We start from the raw sequence: 20,622 nt of genomic DNA on the forward strand, positions 1-20,622 counted from the left end.
CGCTGCCCGCCTTCTTGCTCGCGCATCCAGAATTGCTATCGTCCCTGCCGATTGTCCGGGCAGCTTGCTTTAGCGTCCAGCATGTAGTGGCAGACACAGCAATTGTACTTCGAGAGGTCATGCCATGAGCACAGACGCGTTGTCGGATGTCCTCTCCGCCGTGCGTTTATCCGGCTCGGTCTTTTTCGACGTTACCGCCAAATCGCCGTGGGTTGCGGAAGCGCCGCCTGCAGCGCAGATTGCCAACGAGGTGACGCCTGGCGCCCAGCATGCGATCGAGTATCATGTCGTCACTCGCGGCTCGTGCTGGATATCGCTCATCAGTGAAGCTGTATTCGGGCCGGTCAGACTCGAGGAAGGGGACATAGCTGTCATCCCGCATGGCGACCCGCATGTCGTGTCAAGTGCGCCGGGTATGCGCGCCGAACCGAACTTGGACATGCACCGGCGGCCCGAGGATGCCAACGCATTGCCTTTCGCATTGCGGACCGGCGGCGAAGGTGCAAGCGACACCCATGTGATTTGCGGCTTCTTCAGTTGCGACGCGCGTCCTTTCAATCCGTTGCTCGACTCACTGCCGCGCTTCATGCGGCTGCGGCGTGACGACTCACAAGGCCTGCTTGACCAATTCATTCGCTTCGCAGCCGCCGAAACGGAGAACAAACGCGCCGGCAGCCAAAGCGTGCTCAACCGCCTATCGGAACTGATGTTTGTCGAAGTGATTCGGTTGCATATGGATCAGCTTGCGAACAACAGCACCGGCTGGCTGGCAGGATTACGTGATCCCCTGGTCGGTCGCGCGCTAACGTTGTTGCACGCGCGACCTACGCACGCCTGGACTCTGGAGGAACTCGCAGCGCAAGCCGCCGCCTCACGTTCAGTCCTGGCCGATCGATTTTCTCAGCTAGTGGGTTGTCCGCCGATTCAGTATCTGACCCAATGGCGCATGCAGATCGCTGCCAAGCGGCTGGCGGATCCCGGCGTCAAGGTTGCCGCCGTAGCGCATGAAATCGGCTACGAGTCAGAAGCTGCATTCAGCCGGGCGTTCAAGAAGATCGTCGGCCGATCGCCGAGCCAATGGCGAACCGGTTTAAGTTAAAGCCCGAATAGGATCACGGCGGCCCCGTTTGACATTACCCCGTAGTCGGGACCGGTTGCGTCTCAGGCCAAATGTCGGCATGTAGGGCGCAAACACCTCCCCCTCGACGGGGGAGGCCGATCGCCGCAGGCGATCGGGTGGGGGTGGTAGCCAGGATTGCCTGGCGGTATCACCCCACCCCGAGCCGCTGACGCGGCTCGACCCTCCCCAGCCAAAGTCGGCTGTTGCCAACTTTGGCCAATTTAAATGCGCAAACCGGGAACAGCCGGTTTGCGAGGGGAGGGTAGGCATCCGCCCCATGTGGGCTCTCATTTCGGAAAGAAAGAATGACCGCAGCCGTCGCGACGAAACTTGAAGCCGCCGATTGGACCAGCGACGCGAAAGAGGCGCTCGCCGCCGTCGAGGCGCTTTACAAGGATGCGCTGGCGAGCCTGCGCGCCAGAGACTCACGCGACGGCAAGATCGCCAATGATCTGTTCGAGGCCGATCAGCACGCCGCGCACGGGCTCGCCTGGCTTGCGACCTATGTGCAGGGCCTGCGCGAACTGATCGATTACGCTGAGCGCCTCTCCGGCGAGGGCGCCTATGGCGAGACCGAGGAGCTGTTGAACCAGATCGGCTTCGCCGAATTCCTCGCGCAAGTTTATGGCGGCATACCGATGAGCCAGGGCGAGATCGTCCGGCTCAGTGATTTCGGGCTCACCAGCCAGCAGATCGCGGAACGGCGTCCCGCCTCGGTCGACCGGCTGATCCTTACCGGCAATACGCCGGCGAACCGCGCCCGCCTCGCCGAACTCATCGACCATCACGCGGCGGCGGAGACCATCGGCGCGTCGGGCCTCGACGAGACGCTCGAGGCGATCCGCAGCGAGATGCGCAAATTCGCCACCGCGAATGTCACGCCCTATGCGCAGGATTGGCATTCGAAGAACGACTACATCCCGCTCGAGGTGATCTCCGGCCTCGCCGAACTCGGCGTCTTCGGCCTGACGATTCCAGACGAATATGGCGGCTCCGGCATGGGCAAGATCGCCATGTGCGTCGTCTCCGAGGAATTGTCGCGCGCCTATATCGGCGTCGGCTCGCTCGGCACGCGCTCGGAAATCGCCGGCGAACTCATCCTGGTCGGCGGCACGCCGGCGCAGAAGGAGAAATATCTCCCCAAGATCGCCTCGGGCGAAATCCTGCCGACCGCGGTTTTCACCGAGCCCAACAACGGCTCCGACCTCGCCGGGCTGCGCACCCGCGCGACGCTCGAAGGCGGCGCCTATAAGGTTTTTGGCAACAAGACCTGGATCACCCATCCGGTGCGCGCCGATCTGATGACGCTGCTCGTGCGCACCAACCCGAACGAGAAGGGCTACAAGGGCCTTTCCATGCTGCTCGCCGAGAAGCCGCGCGGCACCGATAGCGATCCTTTCCCCGCCAAGGGCATGACCGGCGGCGAGATCGAAGTGCTCGGCTATCGCGGCATGAAGGAGTTCGAGATCGGCTTCGACAATTTCGAAGTTCCGGCCGAAAACCTTCTCGGCGGCGAGGAGGGCAGGGGCTTCAAGCAGCTCATGGAGACCTTCGAGTCGGCCCGCATCCAGACGGCGGCGCGCGCGCTCGGCGTCGCCCAATGCGCCCTCGATCTCGGACTGAAATACGCCAAGGAGCGCATCCAGTTCGGCAAGCCGCTGTTCTCCTTCCCGCGCGTCTTCAACAAGATCGTCTCCATGGCGGTCGAGATCCATATCGCCCGCCAGATCACCTATTTCGCCGCGCGCGAGAAGGACGAGGGCAAGCGCTGCGACCTTGAGGCCGGCATGGCGAAGCTGCTCGGCGCCCGCGTCGCATGGGCTGCGGCGGACAACGCCTTGCAGATCCACGGCGGCAATGGCTTTGCGCTCGAATATCCGGTCTCGCGCGTGCTTTGCGACGCCCGCATCCTCAATATTTTCGAAGGCGCCGCGGAAATTCAGGCGCAGGTGATCGCGCGGCGGCTGCTGGAGGGGTAAGGGCGGCGGACGAGAATGGGGAACGGGCGAAATGCCGGTCATCTTTCGACAGGACGGCTTTCGCTTCTTTTTCTATTCAAACGAGGCAGCCCGCTCGAGCCGATCCATGTGCATGTGCGAAAAGGCGAGGGCGACGCGAAGTTTTGGCTTTCGCCCGTCAGCCTCGCCGCCAGCGATGGTTTTGACGCGCGGACCTTGCGCCAATTGGAGAAAATCGTCCAGGATCGCGCAACTTTCATAGAAAGGGCCTGGCATGAGCATTTCGGCTAAGTCCCTACGCTTTGACGACGATAGCATGTGGGTCGAACTGTCCGACGGACGCACGCTCGGCGTGCCGCTCGTTTGGTTCCCGCGTCTTCTGCATGCGACGCTGGCGCAGCGCCTCGCTTATGAGATCAGCCGCAAAGGGCTGCATTGGGACGAGCTCGACGAGGACATCTCCATCGAAGGACTGCTCGCCGGCCGGGGCGACGAGACGCGACACACGCCGGTGGCGGCGCAGTAGGGCGCGAGGAGCGCCGACGGCGAGGGCGGAGCCGATGAGTGAGGGGGAGATCGCACTCACGTCCGCCAACGAAAACCCGGGGCCATCCACGGTCTGCTCTTTTCACCCTTGCCCCCAAATCGCAATCAGCGCGCCACCGCGCGCATTGAGTCGCCTGCGCGAAGCAAAAAAGGCGGAGCAGACGGCGGTCATTTTGATAATGACCTGCTTGCGCGCATAATATGGCCATGCGCGAAACTGATCAATTTACGTCGAGAATTGAGCCGGACCCGCTCTGCGCTGGGCGGTTTCGTTGGACTGTTTGCGAAGGGACCCAGATTCATCTGCGGTCCCCACATGCCTACGACACGAAGCGCGAAGCTGAGCAGGAAGCAGATAAGGCTCTGCAAAAGCTCGCGTCCACATGGACGGGCAAGCGCTGACCAAACCACAGCCTTCCTCGTTCGCGCCGGGCGCCTTACCTTTCCTGCCATGACCAAGCGTGTTTATCGCCTCGTTGACGGCTCGCGTGGGCCGCGGCGGGATTTCCGTATCACCGTCGGGCTGCGCGAAGGCTGGGAGGCGGAGGGGCGCGTCTATGACGTCTCGGAAGCGGTGCGCTGCGCGCACGCCTGGATGCGCCGCCGCGTCGAAGCGGGGCAGCCCGCGCTCTCCGGCATGTTCACCCGCGGCGAGGTGACCTACGCCTGGCGCAGAGACGACGGCGCCGTCGGCTCGGACCGCGAGCCGGTCGCGATATTCACCGGCGAAGCGGTGCACGCCTATCTGGGCTCCCTGCCCGATGCGCAGATCGAGGCGATGCTCAATGAGCTTGCTGGCGAACTCGGCGCCGCGCTAGGTCAGGAGCGCCTATATGTGGCCTTCTGCGACAAGACCTGGATTCTCGACTGCGGCGAGGGATAGGCGCGACCCTCCCGCGGGCCGCCACCCTATTCTAAGAGCGACTCCCACAATCGGAGGCCCTCATGGTCACGCTCTATTACCATACCGGCGCATGCTCCCTTGCCCCTCACATTGCCCTCGAATGGATCGGCGAGCCTTATGAGACCAAGGAGGTCGAGTTTGGCGACAAAGAATATTTGAAGGTCAATCCGGCGGGCGCGGTGCCGGCGCTCGACACCGGCGAAGGCTGGATACTCACTCAGGCGGCGGCGGTGTTACGCTACCTCTCCCGCCGCTACCCAAAAGCAGGAATCGCCGCAGACAGCTCGCCGCGCGACGAGGCCGAGGCGGACCGCTGGTCCTCCTTTATCACCGGCGATCTTCACCCCGCCTTTTTTTCGCTGTTCTCGCCCAACCGCTATACGCGCGCCCGCGAGAAGGAGGCCTTCGACGATGTGCGCGAGGCCGCCAAGGCGCTCGTGCGCAAGAAGTTCGACATTCTCGAAGCGCATCTTTCCGGGCGGCGCTACATGGTGGGCGACAAGCGCAGCTATCTCGACGCCTATGTTTTTCCGATGGAGCGTTGGGCCGCATCGATGCTCGAGGACGGGCTGTCGAAATACCCAAGCGTCCGGAAACATCATGACATGATGGCGGCGGACGAGGGGGTCAAGCGCGCGCTCGCCGCCGAAGGCGCATGACGTCTTGGATGAATGCTTCCGAGCTTGACCGCAACGGCTCGCGTGTGAAACCTGCACCGACGCGAAGGCTTGGAGTCGTTCATGGGTCGGTTCAGCGGCAAAGTCGCGCTCGTCACGGGCGCTGCGAGAGGTCTCGGGCGGGTAACGGCGCTGGCCTTCGCGCGCGAGGGGGCGAGGGTCGCGCTCGCCGACATCGACGAGGCTGGCGGGCGCGAGACTCTCGACATGATCATCGCGGAAGGCGGCGAGGGGCTGTTCACGCTTGCCGACATGCGCGTCGAGCGGGACGTCGAAGCCATGGTCGCGAAGACAGTCGAAGCCTATGGTCGCCTCGACTGCGCGGTGAACAATGCCGGCGTCGTGCGCTTCAAGCCGATCGTCGAGGAGACGGAGGAAGGCTTCAATTTCCACATCGACGTCAATCTGCGCGGCGTGTTCTTTTGCATGAAACACCAGATCCGGCAGATGCGCCAGAACGGCGGCGGCGCCATCGTCAACCAATCTTCGATCACCGGCAGTCTCACCGGCAATCCGGCGGAAGGCGCCTATGCCGCCTCCAAAGGCGGCGTGGACGGCCTGACCAAGACGGTCGCGCTCGAGGTCGCCAAGGACAATATCAGCGTCAACGCCATCTGCGCCTGCGGAATCGATGCGCCGGGCGACGTGTTCCATCAATGGATGGAGAAGGAGGGCATCACCCCTGAGGAAGCGGGAAAGCTGTTTCCCATCGGGCGCATGGGCAAGGCCGAAGAGCTTACCGAGGCCGTGTTATTCCTGTGTTCGGAACAGGCGCGCTTCATCATCGGCCACCTGCTTGTCGTCGACGGCGGATGGATCGCTCGCTGAAGACTTATTGCACCCTTGATTATCAGCCCGGCCTCCCGTAACGTCCCTCGGTTAGCAGGGAAACGCAGACATGCGCGCAATTCTCGTATCTCGAGCGCCAGGAACGGAGCGGGGCTAGGCCCGGCCTCCGCCAGCGGCGCTTGACCCAAGGCCCCAAGAGGGCCTTTTTTGTTGCCCGAAACCCAGTCCACGCAGCGAGTAGCAAGACGGAAAGAGACGATGTCGAAGGAAATGACCGGCGCCGAAATGGTGGTCGAAGCCCTGAAGGACCAGGGCGTGGAGATTATTTTCGGCTATCCCGGCGGCGCCGTCCTTCCGATCTATGACGCGCTGTTCCATCAGGACAAGGTGCAGCACATTCTCGTGCGCCATGAGCAGGGCGCGGCTCACGCCGCCGAGGGCTATGCGCGTTCCTCGGGCAAGGTCGGCGTGCTGCTCGTTACCTCGGGTCCGGGGGCCACCAATACGGTAACGGGCCTGACCGACGCGCTGATGGACTCGATTCCGGTCGTCTGCATCACCGGCCAGGTGCCGACGCATCTCATCGGCTCGGACGCCTTTCAGGAATGCGACACGGTCGGCATCACCCGCCACTGCACGAAGCACAATTATCTCGTCAAGAACGTCGCCGATCTGCCGCGCGTGCTGCATGAGGCTTTCTATGTGGCCTCGTCCGGCCGGCCCGGCCCCGTGGTCATCGACATCCCCAAGGACGTGCAGTTTGCGCGCGGCGTCTACGCGCCGCCGCGCAGCGCAGCGCACAAGACCTATCATCCCAAGCTCGACGCCGACTTGGAGACGGTCCAGCAGGCGGTGCGGATGATGGCGGCGGCCGAGCGTCCGATTTTTTATACGGGCGGCGGCGTCATCAACTCAGGACCTGCGGCCTCAACCCTGTTGCGAGAACTCGTCGGCCTCACGGGGTTTCCGATCACCTCGACGTTGATGGGGCTTGGCGCCTATCCCGGATCGGGCGAGAACTGGCTCGGCATGCTCGGCATGCACGGCACCTGGGAAGCCAATCACGCCATGCATGACTGCGATCTGATGATCGCGGTCGGCGCGCGCTTCGACGACCGCATCACCGGGCGTCTCGACGCCTTTTCGCCGGGCTCGAAAAAAATCCACATCGACATCGATCGTTCGTCGATCAACAAGAACGTCAAAGTCGATCTCGCCATCGTCGGCGATTGCGCCCATGTGCTCGAAGCCATGGTGCGGCTATGGCGCGCCGAGGCGATGAGCGCCGATAAGCAGCCGCTCGATCATTGGTGGGCGAAGATCGATGAGTGGCGCGCCAAAAAATCGCTCGCATTCCGCAATTCGGAAACGGCGATCAAGCCGCAACATGCGGTGCAGCGGCTCTATGCGCTGACCAAGGATCGCGACGTCTACGTCACGACCGAGGTCGGGCAGCATCAGATGTGGGCGGCCCAGCATTATCATTTTGAAGAGCCCAACCGCTGGATGACGTCAGGCGGTCTCGGCACGATGGGTTACGGTCTGCCGGCGGCGATCGGCGCGCAGCTCGCGCACCCCGGGTCACTCGTGATCGACATCGCCGGCGAAGCCTCGATCCTGATGTGCATCCAGGAGATGTCGACGGCGATCCAATACCGCCTGCCGGTGAAGATCTTCATCCTCAACAACGAATATATGGGCATGGTGCGCCAGTGGCAGGAGCTGCTGCATGGCGGCCGCTATTCCCACAGCTACTCCGAAGCGCTCCCCGATTTCGTCAAGCTTGCTGAAGCGTTCGGCGCCAAGGGCATCCGCTGCGCCGATCCCGCATCGCTCGACGCGGCGATAAAGGAGATGATCGACTACGACGGACCGGTGATTTTCGACTGTGTCGTCGACAAGGTCGAGAACTGCTTCCCGATGATCCCGTCGGGCAAGGCGCACAACGACATGCTGCTCGCCGATCTTTGCGACGACGCCGGAATTGAGATCGGCGCGGTGATCGATGAAAAGGGAAAGATGCTTGTCTAGGCAGTCGCGCTTCGGCAATCGGCAGCGTATGAACTGCAACTGACTGCCGACCGCCGATTTGCCGACTGCCAGGAAAAAAGATGAACGCCCCTGCTTCTCCGCCTTCCCCATACGCCGCCGCGGCGACGAACTCCAAGGTCGAGTCGCATACGCTCTCCGTGCTCGTCGACAATGAGCCGGGCGTGTTGGCGCGGGTCGTCGGCCTGTTTTCGGGCCGGGGCTACAATATCGAAAGCCTCACGGTCGCCGAAGTCGCCCATGCCGAACATCTCTCGCGCATCACCATTCTGACCTCCGGCGCGCCGGAGACCATTGACCAGATCCATCATCAGCTCGAGCGCCTCGTTCCCGTGCATCAGGTGACCGACCTCACCGTGTCGCAGCGGTCGCTCGAACGCGAGCTCGCCATGGTCAAGGTCAAGGGCAGGGGCGAGCATCGCACCTTCGCGCTGCAACTCGCGAAAGCGTTTCGCGCCCGCATTGTCGACGCGACCACCGAGAGCTTCATCTTCGAACTGACCGGCAAGCCGCATAAGATCGACGAGTTTGTCGACCTGATGCGCCCGATCGGACTCGTCGAGGTGTCCCGCACCGGAGTGGCGGCGATCTCGCGCGGGCCGGAGCCGATCTAAGGCGCGAGAATTTTGACCTTCCGGGGCGGCCCGCGTAGAAGGAGCCGCCAGCGAATTCGACGGCGCGGGGGCGCGCCGTTCCCCCAAAAGAGCGCACGCATATCAAGGGAAGCAGAGCACATGCGCGTTTATTACGATCGAGACGCCGACATCAATTTGATCAAGGGTAAGAAAGTCGCCATCGTCGGCTATGGCAGTCAGGGACATGCGCATGCGCTCAATCTGAAGGAGAGCGGCGTTCCAGACGTCGCCGTCGCGCTGCGCGCCGGCTCGGCGTCGGCCAAAAAGGCCGAGGGCGCCGGGCTGAAGGTGATGAGCGTCGCCGACGCGGCTAAATGGGCCGACGTCGTCATGATGCTTACGCCGGATGAGCTTCAGAGCGAAATCTACGCCAATGAGCTTGCCCCTAATCTCAAGCAAGGGGCGGCGCTTTTCTTCGCGCATGGGCTCAACATCCATTTCAATCTGATCGAGCCGCGCGCCGATCTCGACGTCGCAATGGTCGCGCCAAAAGGGCCGGGCCATACCGTCCGCGGCGAATATCTCAAGGGCGGCGGCGTGCCCTGCCTAATGGCTGTGCATCAGGACGCTTCCGGTAACGCCAAGCAGATCGCGCTCTCCTACGCCTCTGCGATCGGCGGCGGCCGCGCCGGCATTATCGAAACGACCTTCCGAGAAGAATGCGAGACCGATCTCTTCGGCGAGCAGGTCGTCCTTTGCGGCGGCCTGGTGGAATTGATCCGCGCTGGATTCGAGACCCTGGTCGAGGCGGGCTATGCGCCGGAAATGGCCTATTTTGAATGTCTTCACGAAGTGAAGCTGATCGTCGATCTCATCTATGAAGGCGGCATCGCCAACATGAATTACTCGGTGTCCAACACGGCCGAGTATGGCGAATATGTCACCGGCCCGCGCATCATCACCAAGGAAACCAAGGCCGAGATGAAGCGTGTCCTTGACGATATCCAGACCGGCAAGTTCACCCGCGACTGGATGCTGGAGAATAAAGTCGGCCAGACATCCTTTAAGGCCACGCGCACCCGAAATAACGCTCATCCAATCGAAGACGTCGGCCTTCGCCTCCGCGGCATGATGCCCTGGATCGGCAAGAACAAGTTGGTCGACAAAGACCGCAATTAGCGCATAATGATCCCAAAAAGGCGAGGGCGCACTGGGGTTTGGCAGATTTCTGACCGGGCCGTTAGCGCAACGACGAATGCGTCGCCGTAGCGGGGGATGAATGCAGGGGGCGGGCGGACGGTCGAGTCAGCTGATCGAGAGTGAAACGCGTCGCCGCGTTCATGAGATCGTGCGGAGCCGCATGACCTATGACGTCCAGACCTTGGTCGAACACTTCGTCGAAGACGTCGAACTGAACTACAACTGTTCACGGCTTGGCGTGCTGCCGCCGGGACAGTGGCGCGGGCGAGATGCGCTGCGCGCTCATTTGCGTCGCGTCGATGTCGACTATGAACCAATTGACGCGGAAATTCTCTCGGTTCTGGTCGAAGGCGACAACACGGCGTTGCGTTGGCTGAGCAGTTGGCGTCACCGCGCGACGGGCCGGATCCACCGCATGGACATGGCGCATTTTCTGCGTTGGCGGAACGGGCTGGTTTCGGAAATGTATGAGTTCCGGGACCATCGTTGCGTTTCGCGCGGAGCGGATTACTTGCCGCAAAGTCTCGACGAAATTCTCAATCCTCGCGGCCCGGGACTGCCGCGTGATGAAATGGCGCGCCGGCTCGTCGCTATGAGCAACTTCTCGTGCGGGCCCGACATCGCGCTGTTTCGCGAAATATGTTCACCCGACGTGGTGTGCGAATTCGTTGGCGACAGGGCGACGATCTCACATGCGGGGCGACATCGCGGCGTCGAGGCGCTGGTCAACATCGTGCGCAGCATCGGAATGGAATTCGAGCAATTGGGACATGCGACCCCCGACGAGGTCATCGTCGACGGCGGAACCGCAGCGACGCGTCGAACCGTCGAATGGCGCCACCGCGGCACCGGCCGTCGCGGTCAGGTTCAGCTCGCAGATTTCGTGCGCTACGAGGACGGCCGCATCGTCGAACTCGTCGAATTTCGTGACAGCGTGGCGCTTCTGCAGATGCAGGCTTGACGAGGCGCCGCGACATGCATTCCTCGGCGCGACGCCAGTGCGGTCAAGGAGCGGTCCGCCTGTGACTCTCGAAATCGTGGACGTCGACCGGCTTGAGTGTCGCATTGTCGATCATCGCTGGGGCTTCGCGGAAGAGCGGTCCGCCATGATCGACGATCACTGGGAGGAGCGCCGGCGCGCCAATCCGGCGCTCTACGATGGTTCCGTGTTGCTCGCCTGTCGCGTCGCGCGGGTGATCGGCGAGGATGGCGCGCGCATCCTGCGCATGTCGCTCTTCAAAACCCGCTTCTCGCGCTTTCTCGTCTGGCGCGATCTCGGCTGGCCGGACAAATCCATCTATAACTGCTTCTCGATGCCGGCGGTCCGCGCTCGCGACGGCGCCTACCTCCTTGGCGAAATGGGGCCAAGCCACTCATTCGCCGGCCAACTCTATTTTCCCTGCGGCACGCCCGATCCTTCCGACATCGTCGCGGGCGGCTGCGTCGACCTTGAAGGCAGTCTCGTGCGTGAACTCGCGGAAGAGACGGGCCTCGAAGCGACGGCGGCGCGCGCGGCCGCGAACTGGACGGTCGTTTTCGATCGGCAGAATATCGCCTGCATCAAGAGACTGGATTTTGATGCGCCTTCGCAGGCCCTCGCCGCGAAAGTGAAGGCCTTTCTAGCGGTTGAGCGCGCGCCTGAACTGGCGGACGCTCACATGATTTCCAGTCCGGAGGCGCTGTCAGACGCTCGGCTGCCCGTGTTCATGGTGGCTTATCTTATGCGCGCGCTTGGAGGAGCGGATGAAATTCCGCGCCGCGCGGGTTAAATGTGGCGCAAATGACTCGACCGCCATGCTCCGGCGTCGTCCTGCCGGCTCCTCAAGCGCCAAATGACGCGCGCGTTTTTTCCGTTCGCGCGGCGCTTGACGGTCGAGCGATTGTGCTCGTCGGCATGATGGGCTCGGGAAAAAGCGCCATCGGTCAGAGGCTCGCGGCGCGGCTGGGCCTGCCCTTCGTCGACGCCGACGCGGAGATCGTCGCCGCGGCCGGCATGTCCATCCCAGAGATTTTCGCCAAATATGGCGAGCGCTACTTCCGCGACGGCGAACGTCGCGTGATCATGCGCCTCTTAAACGGCGGCCCGATCGTGCTGGCGACCGGCGGCGGGGCGTTTCTCGACCCGCGCACCCGCGACCGCATCGCCGAGCGGGGCGTATCGATATGGCTCGACGCCGATCTCAAAATCCTGTTGAAGCGCGTGCGCCGCAAGAGCGATCGGCCCTTGCTGCAGACGGACGATCCCGAGGAAACGCTGCGCAAGCTGATCGAGGCGCGCCGCCCCGTATACGAATTGGCCGATCTTCGTGTCGAGTCGCGGGAAATTCCTCAGGACGCGATGGCGGATGATACGCTCGCCGTTCTTGCCGCTGAGCTGCCGCGGATCGAGGAGCTCAGACGGCGCGCGCAAAGCAAAGGTTTCGCCAAAGCCATGATTCACCTTCATCCCGCGCGCGCGGAAGGCGAAGAAGCCACTCGTCAGGAGACCGTGCGGGTCACCCTTGGCGGGCGCTCCTATGACATTCTTATCGGCGACGGGCTGCTGCAGCGAGCCGGCGAGCTTGTCGCGGGGATCGCTCCCGGCGCAGCTTGCGCGATCATCACCGACGAGAACGTCGCGAGACTGCACCTTCCAACAGTCGAACAGAGCCTGAAGGGCGCCGGGCTGGCGACGACGACGATCATCGTTCCGCCGGGCGAAGCGTCGAAATCGCTTTCGGTCTTTGGCCGCGTCTGCGACGACGTGCTGGCCGCCAGGATCGAGAGACGCGACCTGATTGTCGCGCTTGGTGGCGGCGTCGTCGGCGATCTGGCGGGTTTCGTCGCGGCGAGCGTGCGCCGCGGCTCGCGCTTCGTGCAAATTCCGACGACGCTGCTGTCCCAGGTCGATTCTTCGGTCGGCGGCAAAACCGGGATCAATTCCCGGCACGGCAAAAATCTCATCGGCGCTTTCCATCAGCCGTCCCTGGTTCTGGCCGACGTCGATACGCTGCGGACATTGCCGCTGCGCGAGTTTCGCGCCGGCTATGCCGAGATCGTGAAATATGGACTTATCGGCGACGCCCGTTTTTTCGACTGGCTCGAAGCGGACGCGGACGCCGTTTTCCACAGTCAGGCGGAGCAGATTTGCGCGGTCGCGGTGAGCTGCGAGACCAAAGCCACGATCGTCGCGCGCGACGAAACCGAGCAGGGCGAACGGGCGCTTCTCAATCTCGGCCACACATTCGGCCACGCGTTCGAGAGCCTGACTGATTATGACAGCGCACGCCTCGTCCATGGCGAGGGCGTCGCGATTGGGATGGTTTGCGCAGCGCGCTTCTCGGCGCGCCGTGGCCTCTGCGCCGCGGCCGTGGCGGAGCGTGTCGAGCGCCATCTGAAGGCCGTGGGCTTGCCGACCAAAATCCGCGACATTCCGGATTGGCGCGATGACCCGCAGACGATTCTCGACGCGATGTATCAGGACAAAAAGGTGGAGCGCGGCGCTCTTACCTTCGTTCTCCTGCGCGGCATTGGCGAGGCGTTCATCGCGAAATCCGTCGACGCCGCTGAGGTGCTTGCTTTTCTCAAAGACGAGTTGAATCGGACATAGTCCCATGCATGGCCTCGAGACCGGCGCACCGCAGGTCGACATATGGACTGCGGTTGTCATCGTCGCGATCTGCGTCTTCCTTTCGGCGTTCTTTGCAGGGTCGGAGACGGCGCTCACCGCCGCATCGCATGCCCGTATGCATTCTCTCGAAAAGGAGGGCGACAAGCGCGCCGCGGCGGTGAACCGCCTGCTGCGCCAGCGCAACCGGATGATCGCCGCGCTGCTGCTTGGCGGCACGCTGGTCAATATCGGTGGTTCCGCTTTCACCACGAGCGTTCTCGTTGTCGTCGCCGGCGACAATGGCGCGATCTATGCGACCATCATCATGACCGTGCTGCTGCTGGTGTTCGCCGAGGTTTTGCCGAAGACGCTGGCAATCAATCATCCGGACGAGACGTCCTTGCGCGTCGCGAAATTTATCGCGCCCTTCGTGCGCATCGTGGGCCCGCTGCTCGCCGGCGTCGAATATGTCGTGCTCATGGTGTTGAAGATGGTGGGAGTGGAAGTCGGCCACGGTCGAACCGTGCTTTCGCCATATGACGAATTGAAAAGCGCCGTCGATATTCTGCATGAAGAAGGCAACGTCGAACGCTCCGCGCGCGATATGTTCGGCGGCGTCCTCGATTTGCAGGTGCTGCATGTTTCGGACGTGATGATCCACCGCACCAAGATGCGCACGATCGACGCCGATCTGCCGCCGGCGCAAATCGTGCGCGAAGTGCTGTCCTCGCCATTCACCCGCATGCCGCTCTGGCGCGAGCGACCGGATAATTTTGTCGGCGTCCTTCATTCGAAGGACATGTTGCGGGCGTTGAACGCCGCTGGCGGCGACGCCGCGAAAATCAGCGTCGACGACGTAATGCTCGCGCCTTGGTTTGTGCCCGAGGCGACGACGCTCGAGGATCAGCTCGAAGCCTTTCTCAAGCGCAAGACCCATTTCGCTTTGGTCGTCGACGAATATGGCGAGGTGATGGGACTGGTCACGCTGGAAGACATACTCGAGGAAATCGTCGGCGACATTCGTGACGAACATGATCTCGCCGTTCAGGGCGTGCGCCCGCAGCCCGATGGATCGGTGTTGGTCGACGGCGCCGTGCCGGTGCGCGACCTGAACCGCGTCATGGACTGGGAATTGCCCGATGAGGAAGCGACGACGATCGCCGGCCTCGTGATCCATGAGGCCGGAGCGATTCCTGAAGCCGGACAGGTCTTCACCTATCACGGCTTCCGTTTCGTGGTGATGCGCAAGATCAGGAACCGCGTCACCGCGCTCAAGGTGACGCCGCAGGAAGCCGTCTGAGGACGTTTCAAATATCTGCTGAAATTTCGGCTTGCAGACCCTCGGCGCGATAGGTGAGCCTCACTTCGCCGCCCATCTGGCGCGCCAGCACATTCGTGATCAAGAAATGCCCGACGCCCGTCTGCTGCGGGTTTTCGACGGTTGGCCCGCCCGCCTCCGTCCAATTCAAGATGAGACGCGGCCGATCCCCTTCGCGATCCGCGCGCCAATCGATCGAGACCCGGCCATCGTCGTTCGACAGCGCTCCATGCTGTTCGGCGTTGACGAGCAATTCGTTGAGCGCCAAACCCAAGGCCGAAGCCACCGCGGAACGCAATTGCACGTCTTCGCCCGATATTGAGATGCGGTCGCCATAGTCATGGCTGCCGCAGGACATCGCGACCAGGACCAGGTCTCTGAGCGGCGTCCGCTCCCATGACGTCTGCACGAGCAGCGTCGAGATGCGGCTCAAGCACTGCACGCGGTGGGAGAAACCCTGCTGAAAGCTTGAAAAGTCCGGCGCGGTTCGCGCCGTGATGTTGGCGATTCCCTGCATCATCGCGAGCGAATTGTTCACGCGATGATGCAACTCGCGGTTCATCATTTGGTTATGAATTTCTGCGTTCTTGATGTCGTCGACATCAGTGACGGCGACGATCGCGCCGATGATCTCGCCCTGGTCGTTGCGGATCGGCGCGCCGACGATATTGATCCAGACATAGGCGCCATCGCCGCGCTCGATCTTGCACTCGAGCTGCGGATGATCTTCGCCAGCAAGCGCTCGCGCCAGCGGATATTCCCCGCTCACGACGGGCCGGCCGTCCGGATGGATGGCGTTCCATTGGCCATAGCTTTCCGTGCTTTCCGAATAGCGAACGGGCCGGCGCAGGATGGTTTCCATGAGGGAGTTGCCCTCGACGATGCGTCCACTTGGCGCTTCGGCAATAAGGATTCCAACGGGCACGGCGTCGAGCAGCGCGCGCAGTTGCAGATTGGCGCCGGCTCGGCTGACGACCGTCGTGGTTTTCATCAACAGGTCGTTCAACTCAGACAATCTTTTGCGTTTCGCTCGCAGACGCTCGTCGATGTCCTGAAGGCTGTGGGCGATGGCGTCGACCTCGGCGATGCCAGTGTCGCGCCAATGCGGGTCGCCGCGCACTTCCACCGCGAGAGTCAGTTCGGCGAGTTCATGTTGCGCCTTTTGCGCTTCGCGGCGCTGCCTCGCGAGCTGGAAGATCACTGCAAGGGCGGCGGCCAGCGCGATGCTTAGAGCTACGACGACGGAGAGCCAGACCTCAGCCATTGTCGCAGCGTCGTCTGCGGCGAACGCCCCCGACGTTAGGAACAGTGTGAGCAGAGCGGTGGCCATGGCGCGGCCGGCCGCGGCTTGGCCAGCCGCGTGCTTGGTCGCTATTGGACGGGGTCGGGAACATTGACCTTCGCAGCCATTCGTCATCGACGCTGCCGATTGCTGGGGGACCTTCCAAGCGTAAGTTTCAGATAGAGCAAATGCTTCCCGGCGCACACCCACGCAAAGCTCCGGCCAGCTAAATCGCGCGGGACGGCCGCCGCGCCGCAAGGTCCGAGACGGTGGGATCTGTATCGATTTCGCTCGTGGCAAGCAGGCCCAAATGCTCGGCAAGTTTGGCGCGCGCCCGATTCAAGCGGCTCTTGACCGTGCCGATGGCGACGCCGCAAATCTCGGCGGCTTCCTCGTACGAAAGCTCGGTGATCCCGATCATCAGCAAGATTTCCTTGTGCTCGGGCGCGAGCTTGTCCAGCGCCGCCTGAACGTCGGTGAGGGTCAGCGCCGACTCCTGGCCGCCCTTCACAGGAATCTGCTGGGCGAGGAGATTGTCGCTGTCCTGCACTTCCCGCGAGCGCTTGCGATAAGCTGAAAAATAGGTGTTGCGCAGGATGGTCACCAGCCAAGCGCGCAGGTTGGTATTCGGCTGGAAGGAATCGGCGTGTGACCAAGCCTTGACCAGAGCGTCCTGAACCAAATCGTCGGCAAGGCTATGTGAGCCGCAAAGCGAAATGGCGAAGGCGCGCAGATAGGGCATCTGCGCCACAATCTGATCTCCAAAGGATTCTTCGGTCATTTCTTTTCGCGCTGTTTGGCTTCCAGCTTGGCCAGCAGCACAGTAAATTTGTCTGGAATTGGTTGATGAATCAGATCATCGCAATAGGCTCGAAACACTCGCCCGAGCTGATCTTGAATTTTTGGATCCAGCGCGACTCCGTCAACGACGGAGCCGTCAATATCGTTCTCAGGAGCCCTATTAGGATCAGATTCCGCGTCGCGGCATGGGCCATCGTTATCGTGCTGATTTTCGCGTTGGCTCATTCTCGACCCCGAGGTCACCTCGAGACTGCCCCGAACCCGGGGTGCCGCGCGCACGACTTCCCTTGTTCAAACGCGTAGGAACACTAATTGTTCCGTAATTGCAACCGACGACCAAAGACCGTGATATATCAGACGGCGCGCTGATTGACTTCGCCGTTTGGCCGGCAATAGGATGAAACTATGAATCTTTCCCGTGAAATCGCGGTGCACTTGCCGTATTTGCGCCGCTTCGCTCGGGCGCTTTGCGGCTCGCAAAGAAGCGGCGACGCCTATGTCGTCGCCACGCTCGAAGCGTTGGTCGCGGACCCCGATGCTTTCCCCGAAAATATGTCGCCAAAAGTCGGGCTTTACCATCTGTTCATGGCGTCCTGGTCATCGATCCGGCTGAACACCGAGCCGTCGCCCAATACCGACGAAATTTCAGCGGCGCAGCGCAATATAAGCATGCTGACGCCGCGTTCGCGGCAGGCCTTTTTGCTGCGCACTGTGGAAGGCTTTTCGGTCGAAGACGTCGCCGCGATTCTGGGCGTGACCCAAGAAGAAGTTGAAGCGCTCGTGACGGACGCTGGCCGCGAAATCGCCGAGCGCGTCGCGACGGACGTGCTGATTATCGAGGATGAGTCGCTTATTGCGCAGGACATCGAATTCATTGCGCGCGATCTCGGCCATCGCGTCATCGGCGTCGCGCGCACGCATCAAGAGGCGCTGGAGCTCGCCAAGCGTCAGCGGCCCGGACTGATCCTCGCCGACATTCAGCTCGCCGACGGCAGTTCGGGTCTGAACGCCGTCAACGAAATGCTCGAAAGTTTTGACGCGCCGGTCATTTTCATCACCGCATTTCCGGAGCGGCTGCTGACCGGAGAACGGCCGGAGCCCGCCTTTCTCATCAGCAAGCCCTACAAGGTCGATACGGTCAAGGCCACGATCAGCCAGGCGCTGTTCTTTGAGCGCAAGGCGTCTCGCGCGGCCTAGATCACGCTGGTTTTGCGCAGAATCTCCGCGACCCAACCATTCTTGCATCTCGTTCCACGAAAGCGGCGCCTGAAAGCTGTAGTCTCGCGTTGTTTGGCGCGCCATATAGGGGCGTGAGCACGCGAAGCGCGGCAAGCCGCTTGAAATGAGCCCCTTCGCTCGCATCGAGCGCTCAAGCGGAGGGGCGCATTAACATTGAATGATCAAGCTGTAGAGCGCGCTTTCTCGTCCGAGGTCAAGCAGTCGGATCGAACGCGGTGGCGGGAATTCTGCGCGCTCGCGCTGGAATACTGGATCGGCGAAACCAGTCGGCGAGCATGGATCCTGACCGGCTGGGTCGCCTTCTGCATTGCCCTGCAGCTTGGGGCGCAACTCAGCATCAATGAATGGAACCGAAGATTCTTCGACGCGCTCGAAAGCAAGAACGTCGAATCATTCCTCTGGGCGACGGCCCTGTTGCCAGCGCTTGTGATTTTCAGCGCCACCGCGCTCAGCGGCGCGCTCGTCACGCGCATGACATTGCAGATGCGTTGGCGGCAATGGCTCACCCAGAGACTCGCCGGCTGGTGGCTCGAGGACCAGCGCTACTATCGGCTTGAGATCGCGGCTCGAGAGCAGACCTCGCCGGAATACCGGATCGCTAAGGACGTTCAATTAGCAATCGATCCGCTCGTCGAATTCGCGGTCGGCTTCTTAACCGCGTTGGCGACGGCTTTGGCTTTCGTCGGGATCTTGTGGACGGTCGGCGGGCCGCTGGAGTTCGATCTCTTTGGCGCTCGGATTGTGTTGCCAGGCTATCTCGGCTTTGCCGCCGTGGCCTACGCGACGATCGCTGGCATCGTCGCCTATCTCGCGGGACGTCCGCTCGTTCCAGCTGTTGCGCAAAAGAACGAAGCCGAAGCGCAGTTCCTCGCCGAACTTTCGCGAATGAAGGAGAATGCGGAAAGCATCGCGCTCATTCGCGGCGACGCTGACGAGTTAAATTCTGTTTTGCAGAACTATCGACGCGTCGTCGCCGCCTGGGTTCGCCAGATCCGTCGCAATGGCGTGCTCGCGACCGTTCAAAACGCCAATGGCGCGCTGACCCCGCTCATTCCATTCGTGCTCGTTGCGCCAAAATACTTGTCAGGCGCTTTGACGCTCGGCGCTGTCATGCAGTTGGCCGCCGCTTTCCTGTCGGTGCAGGTCGCCTTTAACTGGTTCATCGACAATTCCGTGCGTGTCGCGGAATGGATGGCTTCCGCTAACCGGGTTGACGAACTCGTCGAAGCTCTTGAGAGCCTTGATGTCGGCGTCATCATGGAGGAAAAGAAGGTTATCGAGTTCGGCGTCAGCGATGACGACGCGATTCACATTCAAAATCTCGCCGTCGCGCATCGCAACGGACGAATTGTGATCGCCGACGCGAACGTCGTCATTCCGATCGGCGAGAAGTTGCTTGTCGCGGGGCCGAGCGGCACGGGAAAAAGCACGCTTATTCGCGCGCTCGCAGGATTATGGCCGTGGGGCTCCGGCCGGATTTTATTGCCGAAAGACGCGCACATCGCCTTTGTGCCGCAGAAGCCATACATTCCGCTGGGCACGCTTCGGCAAGTGATACTTTATTCGATCTCCGACAAGGAAATCACCGACGAAATGATTGAAGGCGCGATGCGGCGCTGCGGCATCGGCTATCTCGTCAAACATCTCGATGAAGAGCAACGCTGGGATCAAATTCTTTCCGGCGGCGAGCGGCAGCGAACCGCCTTTGTTCGGCTTTTGCTGCAAAGGCCGCAGATCATCATCATGGACGAGGCGACGTCCGCGCTCGACGAAGAAAGTCAGGTTTCGATGCTGCGGCTGTTTAACGAAGATTTGGCCGATGCGACGGCGATCAGCGTCGGCCATCGCGTCGGCATGGAAGATTTTCACGACAAGAAACTCGTTCTCGAGCGCCGGACAGCCGGCGCGCATATCACCAGCCGCAACCTGCAAAAGTCGCTGTGGCATTTGTTCGACGACGCCGCGCTTTACTGACGCCTTGGCGCGCGTCGCAGCGGTGTCGCGCTTGATCGTCCGCCGCGTATCCTGGCGATCGAGACCACATCCTATTTTTTCTCGAGATAGAGGATGACATTCTCCTGTTCGTTCCCATCCGTGCGGGCGACAATCGCGATTGCTGGCTCGCTGTCGCTCAAGTTCACGGGCTGATGCGGAACGTCGGGCGGAATAAAAATAAAATCTCCAGCGACGTTTACGACGCTCTTTTCGAGATGATCGCCATAGCGCGTCTCGACGCGGCCTTGCAAAAGATAGATCGCGGACTCGTGGCCTTTGTGGATGTGAGCCTCCGCCTTGCCGCCTGGAGGAATCACCACTTTGAGCAACGACAGCCCCTTTGAGCCGACGGTCTTTGTGGAGATTCCAGGAAGGAAAGGCAGAGCCTGCTTGGACCGCACAGCTTGGTCGACGCGCACGGTGACGATGTCCTTTCCATCCTTTTGGCCTATGATCGACGTTTCCGACGCCGCAGGCGCCGCAAGCGCTGCGAAGGTCAAGGAAACAAGCAATGTGTTGCGCATGGCGTTCATCCGAATATCGTGGCGTGCAAGAATATAGCGCAAAGGCCAGATGAATT

Annotated in this window: 20 protein-coding genes; 16 read left to right on the forward strand and 4 right to left on the reverse strand. The window is 61.8% G+C overall.

What is annotated here, in order from left to right:
- The first annotated feature begins 124 nt into the window (after positions 1-124).
- The 14 genes from QZ964_RS03340 (at position 125) to QZ964_RS03405 (ending at position 14,707) form a co-directional block, all read left to right on the forward strand.
- A complete protein-coding gene (locus QZ964_RS03340; RefSeq protein WP_292528776.1) occupies positions 125-1,099 on the forward strand; it encodes an AraC family transcriptional regulator in 975 nt (324 codons plus the stop codon).
- 326 nt (positions 1,100-1,425) lie between these two features.
- Positions 1,426-3,099, forward strand: a complete 1,674-nt coding sequence (locus tag QZ964_RS03345) for an acyl-CoA dehydrogenase family protein (RefSeq protein ID WP_292528778.1) — start codon at positions 1,426-1,428, stop codon at positions 3,097-3,099.
- Positions 3,100-3,114: 15 nt separating this feature from the next.
- The gene (locus QZ964_RS03350) at positions 3,115-3,369 is read left to right on the forward strand and encodes a DUF4160 domain-containing protein (protein ID WP_292528780.1); all 255 of its coding nucleotides are present in this window, start codon (positions 3,115-3,117) and stop codon (positions 3,367-3,369) included.
- A complete protein-coding gene (locus QZ964_RS03355; RefSeq protein ID WP_029648996.1) occupies positions 3,353-3,604 on the forward strand; it encodes a DUF2442 domain-containing protein in 252 nt (83 codons plus the stop codon). Before QZ964_RS03350 ends, QZ964_RS03355 begins: the two co-directional genes overlap by 17 nt.
- Before the next feature lie 471 nt (positions 3,605-4,075).
- The gene (locus QZ964_RS03360) at positions 4,076-4,507 is read left to right on the forward strand and encodes a hypothetical protein (RefSeq protein WP_292528782.1); all 432 of its coding nucleotides are present in this window, start codon (positions 4,076-4,078) and stop codon (positions 4,505-4,507) included.
- A 62-nt stretch (positions 4,508-4,569) separates the two neighbouring features.
- On the forward strand, positions 4,570-5,187 hold the full coding sequence (locus QZ964_RS03365) for a glutathione S-transferase family protein (protein ID WP_292528784.1): 618 nt from the start codon (positions 4,570-4,572) through the stop codon (positions 5,185-5,187).
- A gap of 81 nt (positions 5,188-5,268) precedes the next feature.
- On the forward strand, positions 5,269-6,033 hold the full coding sequence (locus tag QZ964_RS03370; protein ID WP_292528786.1) for a glucose 1-dehydrogenase: 765 nt from the start codon (positions 5,269-5,271) through the stop codon (positions 6,031-6,033).
- A gap of 219 nt (positions 6,034-6,252) precedes the next feature.
- Entirely contained in the window at positions 6,253-8,025 is a 1,773-nt protein-coding gene (locus tag QZ964_RS03375; protein WP_292528788.1) for an acetolactate synthase 3 large subunit, read from the forward strand.
- An 80-nt stretch (positions 8,026-8,105) separates the two neighbouring features.
- Complete coding sequence (gene ilvN, locus QZ964_RS03380; protein ID WP_292528789.1) at positions 8,106-8,657, forward strand: acetolactate synthase small subunit; 552 nt, start codon at positions 8,106-8,108, stop codon at positions 8,655-8,657.
- A gap of 120 nt (positions 8,658-8,777) precedes the next feature.
- On the forward strand, positions 8,778-9,797 hold the full coding sequence (gene ilvC, locus QZ964_RS03385) for a ketol-acid reductoisomerase (protein WP_292528791.1): 1,020 nt from the start codon (positions 8,778-8,780) through the stop codon (positions 9,795-9,797).
- 181 nt (positions 9,798-9,978) lie between these two features.
- On the forward strand, positions 9,979-10,779 hold the full coding sequence (locus QZ964_RS03390; RefSeq protein ID WP_292528792.1) for a nuclear transport factor 2 family protein: 801 nt from the start codon (positions 9,979-9,981) through the stop codon (positions 10,777-10,779).
- A gap of 61 nt (positions 10,780-10,840) precedes the next feature.
- Positions 10,841-11,587 (forward strand): NUDIX hydrolase, encoded by a 747-nt coding sequence (locus QZ964_RS03395; RefSeq protein ID WP_292528794.1) that lies wholly within the window; start codon positions 10,841-10,843, stop codon positions 11,585-11,587.
- An 11-nt stretch (positions 11,588-11,598) separates the two neighbouring features.
- Entirely contained in the window at positions 11,599-13,407 is a 1,809-nt protein-coding gene (aroB, locus tag QZ964_RS03400) for a 3-dehydroquinate synthase (RefSeq protein WP_292528796.1), read from the forward strand.
- A 4-nt stretch (positions 13,408-13,411) separates the two neighbouring features.
- Positions 13,412-14,707 carry an HlyC/CorC family transporter gene (locus tag QZ964_RS03405; RefSeq protein WP_292528798.1) on the forward strand — a complete coding sequence of 432 codons (1,296 nt, stop codon included), beginning with the start codon at positions 13,412-13,414 and terminating at the stop codon, positions 14,705-14,707.
- Positions 14,708-14,714: 7 nt separating this feature from the next.
- Here the strand turns inward: QZ964_RS03405 and QZ964_RS03410 are convergent, their stop codons facing one another.
- The 3 genes from QZ964_RS03410 to QZ964_RS03420 form a co-directional block, all read right to left on the reverse strand.
- Positions 14,715-16,055, reverse strand: coding sequence for an HWE histidine kinase domain-containing protein (locus tag QZ964_RS03410; RefSeq protein ID WP_292528800.1), 1,341 nt, complete (start codon positions 16,053-16,055; stop codon positions 14,715-14,717).
- Between the two features lie 178 nt (positions 16,056-16,233).
- The gene (locus QZ964_RS03415; protein ID WP_292528802.1) at positions 16,234-16,788 is read right to left on the reverse strand and encodes a sigma-70 family RNA polymerase sigma factor; all 555 of its coding nucleotides are present in this window, start codon (positions 16,786-16,788) and stop codon (positions 16,234-16,236) included.
- Complete coding sequence (locus QZ964_RS03420) at positions 16,785-17,033, reverse strand: NepR family anti-sigma factor (RefSeq protein WP_292528803.1); 249 nt, start codon at positions 17,031-17,033, stop codon at positions 16,785-16,787. The genes QZ964_RS03415 and QZ964_RS03420 overlap by 4 nt, the downstream gene beginning before the upstream one ends.
- A 180-nt stretch (positions 17,034-17,213) precedes the next feature.
- Here QZ964_RS03420 and QZ964_RS03425 point away from each other — a divergent pair, with 180 nt between their 5' ends.
- Positions 17,214-18,005, forward strand: a complete 792-nt coding sequence (locus QZ964_RS03425) for a response regulator (protein ID WP_292528805.1) — start codon at positions 17,214-17,216, stop codon at positions 18,003-18,005.
- Positions 18,006-18,200: 195 nt separating this feature from the next.
- Positions 18,201-20,021, forward strand: a complete 1,821-nt coding sequence (locus QZ964_RS03430) for an ABC transporter ATP-binding protein/permease (protein WP_292528807.1) — start codon at positions 18,201-18,203, stop codon at positions 20,019-20,021.
- 71 nt (positions 20,022-20,092) lie between these two features.
- Here the strand turns inward: QZ964_RS03430 and QZ964_RS03435 are convergent, their stop codons facing one another.
- Complete coding sequence (locus tag QZ964_RS03435) at positions 20,093-20,575, reverse strand: cupin domain-containing protein (RefSeq protein WP_292528990.1); 483 nt, start codon at positions 20,573-20,575, stop codon at positions 20,093-20,095.
- Between the last annotated feature and the right edge of the window lie 47 nt (positions 20,576-20,622).

The sequence above is a fragment of the Methylocystis sp. genome, assembly GCF_021731785.1.
In the GTDB taxonomy this organism is placed as follows: domain Bacteria; phylum Pseudomonadota; class Alphaproteobacteria; order Rhizobiales; family Beijerinckiaceae; genus Methylocystis.

Bases quoted from the DNA above. Each gene is read 5' to 3' on its own strand.
- QZ964_RS03340 (WP_292528776.1), top strand. From the start codon at position 125: ATGAGCACAGACGCGTTGTCGGATGTCCTCTCCGCCGTGCGTTTATCC.
- QZ964_RS03345 (WP_292528778.1), top strand. From the start codon at position 1,426: ATGACCGCAGCCGTCGCGACGAAACTTGAAGCCGCCGATTGGACCAGC.
- QZ964_RS03350 (WP_292528780.1), top strand. From the start codon at position 3,115: ATGGGGAACGGGCGAAATGCCGGTCATCTTTCGACAGGACGGCTTTCG.
- QZ964_RS03355 (WP_029648996.1), top strand. From the start codon at position 3,353: ATGAGCATTTCGGCTAAGTCCCTACGCTTTGACGACGATAGCATGTGG.
- QZ964_RS03360 (WP_292528782.1), top strand. From the start codon at position 4,076: ATGACCAAGCGTGTTTATCGCCTCGTTGACGGCTCGCGTGGGCCGCGG.
- QZ964_RS03365 (WP_292528784.1), top strand. From the start codon at position 4,570: ATGGTCACGCTCTATTACCATACCGGCGCATGCTCCCTTGCCCCTCAC.
- QZ964_RS03370 (WP_292528786.1), top strand. From the start codon at position 5,269: ATGGGTCGGTTCAGCGGCAAAGTCGCGCTCGTCACGGGCGCTGCGAGA.
- QZ964_RS03375 (WP_292528788.1), top strand. From the start codon at position 6,253: ATGTCGAAGGAAATGACCGGCGCCGAAATGGTGGTCGAAGCCCTGAAG.
- ilvN (WP_292528789.1), top strand. From the start codon at position 8,106: ATGAACGCCCCTGCTTCTCCGCCTTCCCCATACGCCGCCGCGGCGACG.
- ilvC (WP_292528791.1), top strand. From the start codon at position 8,778: ATGCGCGTTTATTACGATCGAGACGCCGACATCAATTTGATCAAGGGT.
- QZ964_RS03390 (WP_292528792.1), top strand. From the start codon at position 9,979: ATGACCTATGACGTCCAGACCTTGGTCGAACACTTCGTCGAAGACGTC.
- aroB (WP_292528796.1), top strand. From the start codon at position 11,599: ATGACTCGACCGCCATGCTCCGGCGTCGTCCTGCCGGCTCCTCAAGCG.
- QZ964_RS03405 (WP_292528798.1), top strand. From the start codon at position 13,412: ATGCATGGCCTCGAGACCGGCGCACCGCAGGTCGACATATGGACTGCG.
- QZ964_RS03410 (WP_292528800.1), bottom strand. From the start codon at position 16,055: ATGGCCACCGCTCTGCTCACACTGTTCCTAACGTCGGGGGCGTTCGCC.
- QZ964_RS03415 (WP_292528802.1), bottom strand. From the start codon at position 16,788: ATGACCGAAGAATCCTTTGGAGATCAGATTGTGGCGCAGATGCCCTAT.
- QZ964_RS03420 (WP_292528803.1), bottom strand. From the start codon at position 17,033: ATGAGCCAACGCGAAAATCAGCACGATAACGATGGCCCATGCCGCGAC.
- QZ964_RS03425 (WP_292528805.1), top strand. From the start codon at position 17,214: ATGAATCTTTCCCGTGAAATCGCGGTGCACTTGCCGTATTTGCGCCGC.
- QZ964_RS03435 (WP_292528990.1), bottom strand. From the start codon at position 20,575: ATGAACGCCATGCGCAACACATTGCTTGTTTCCTTGACCTTCGCAGCG.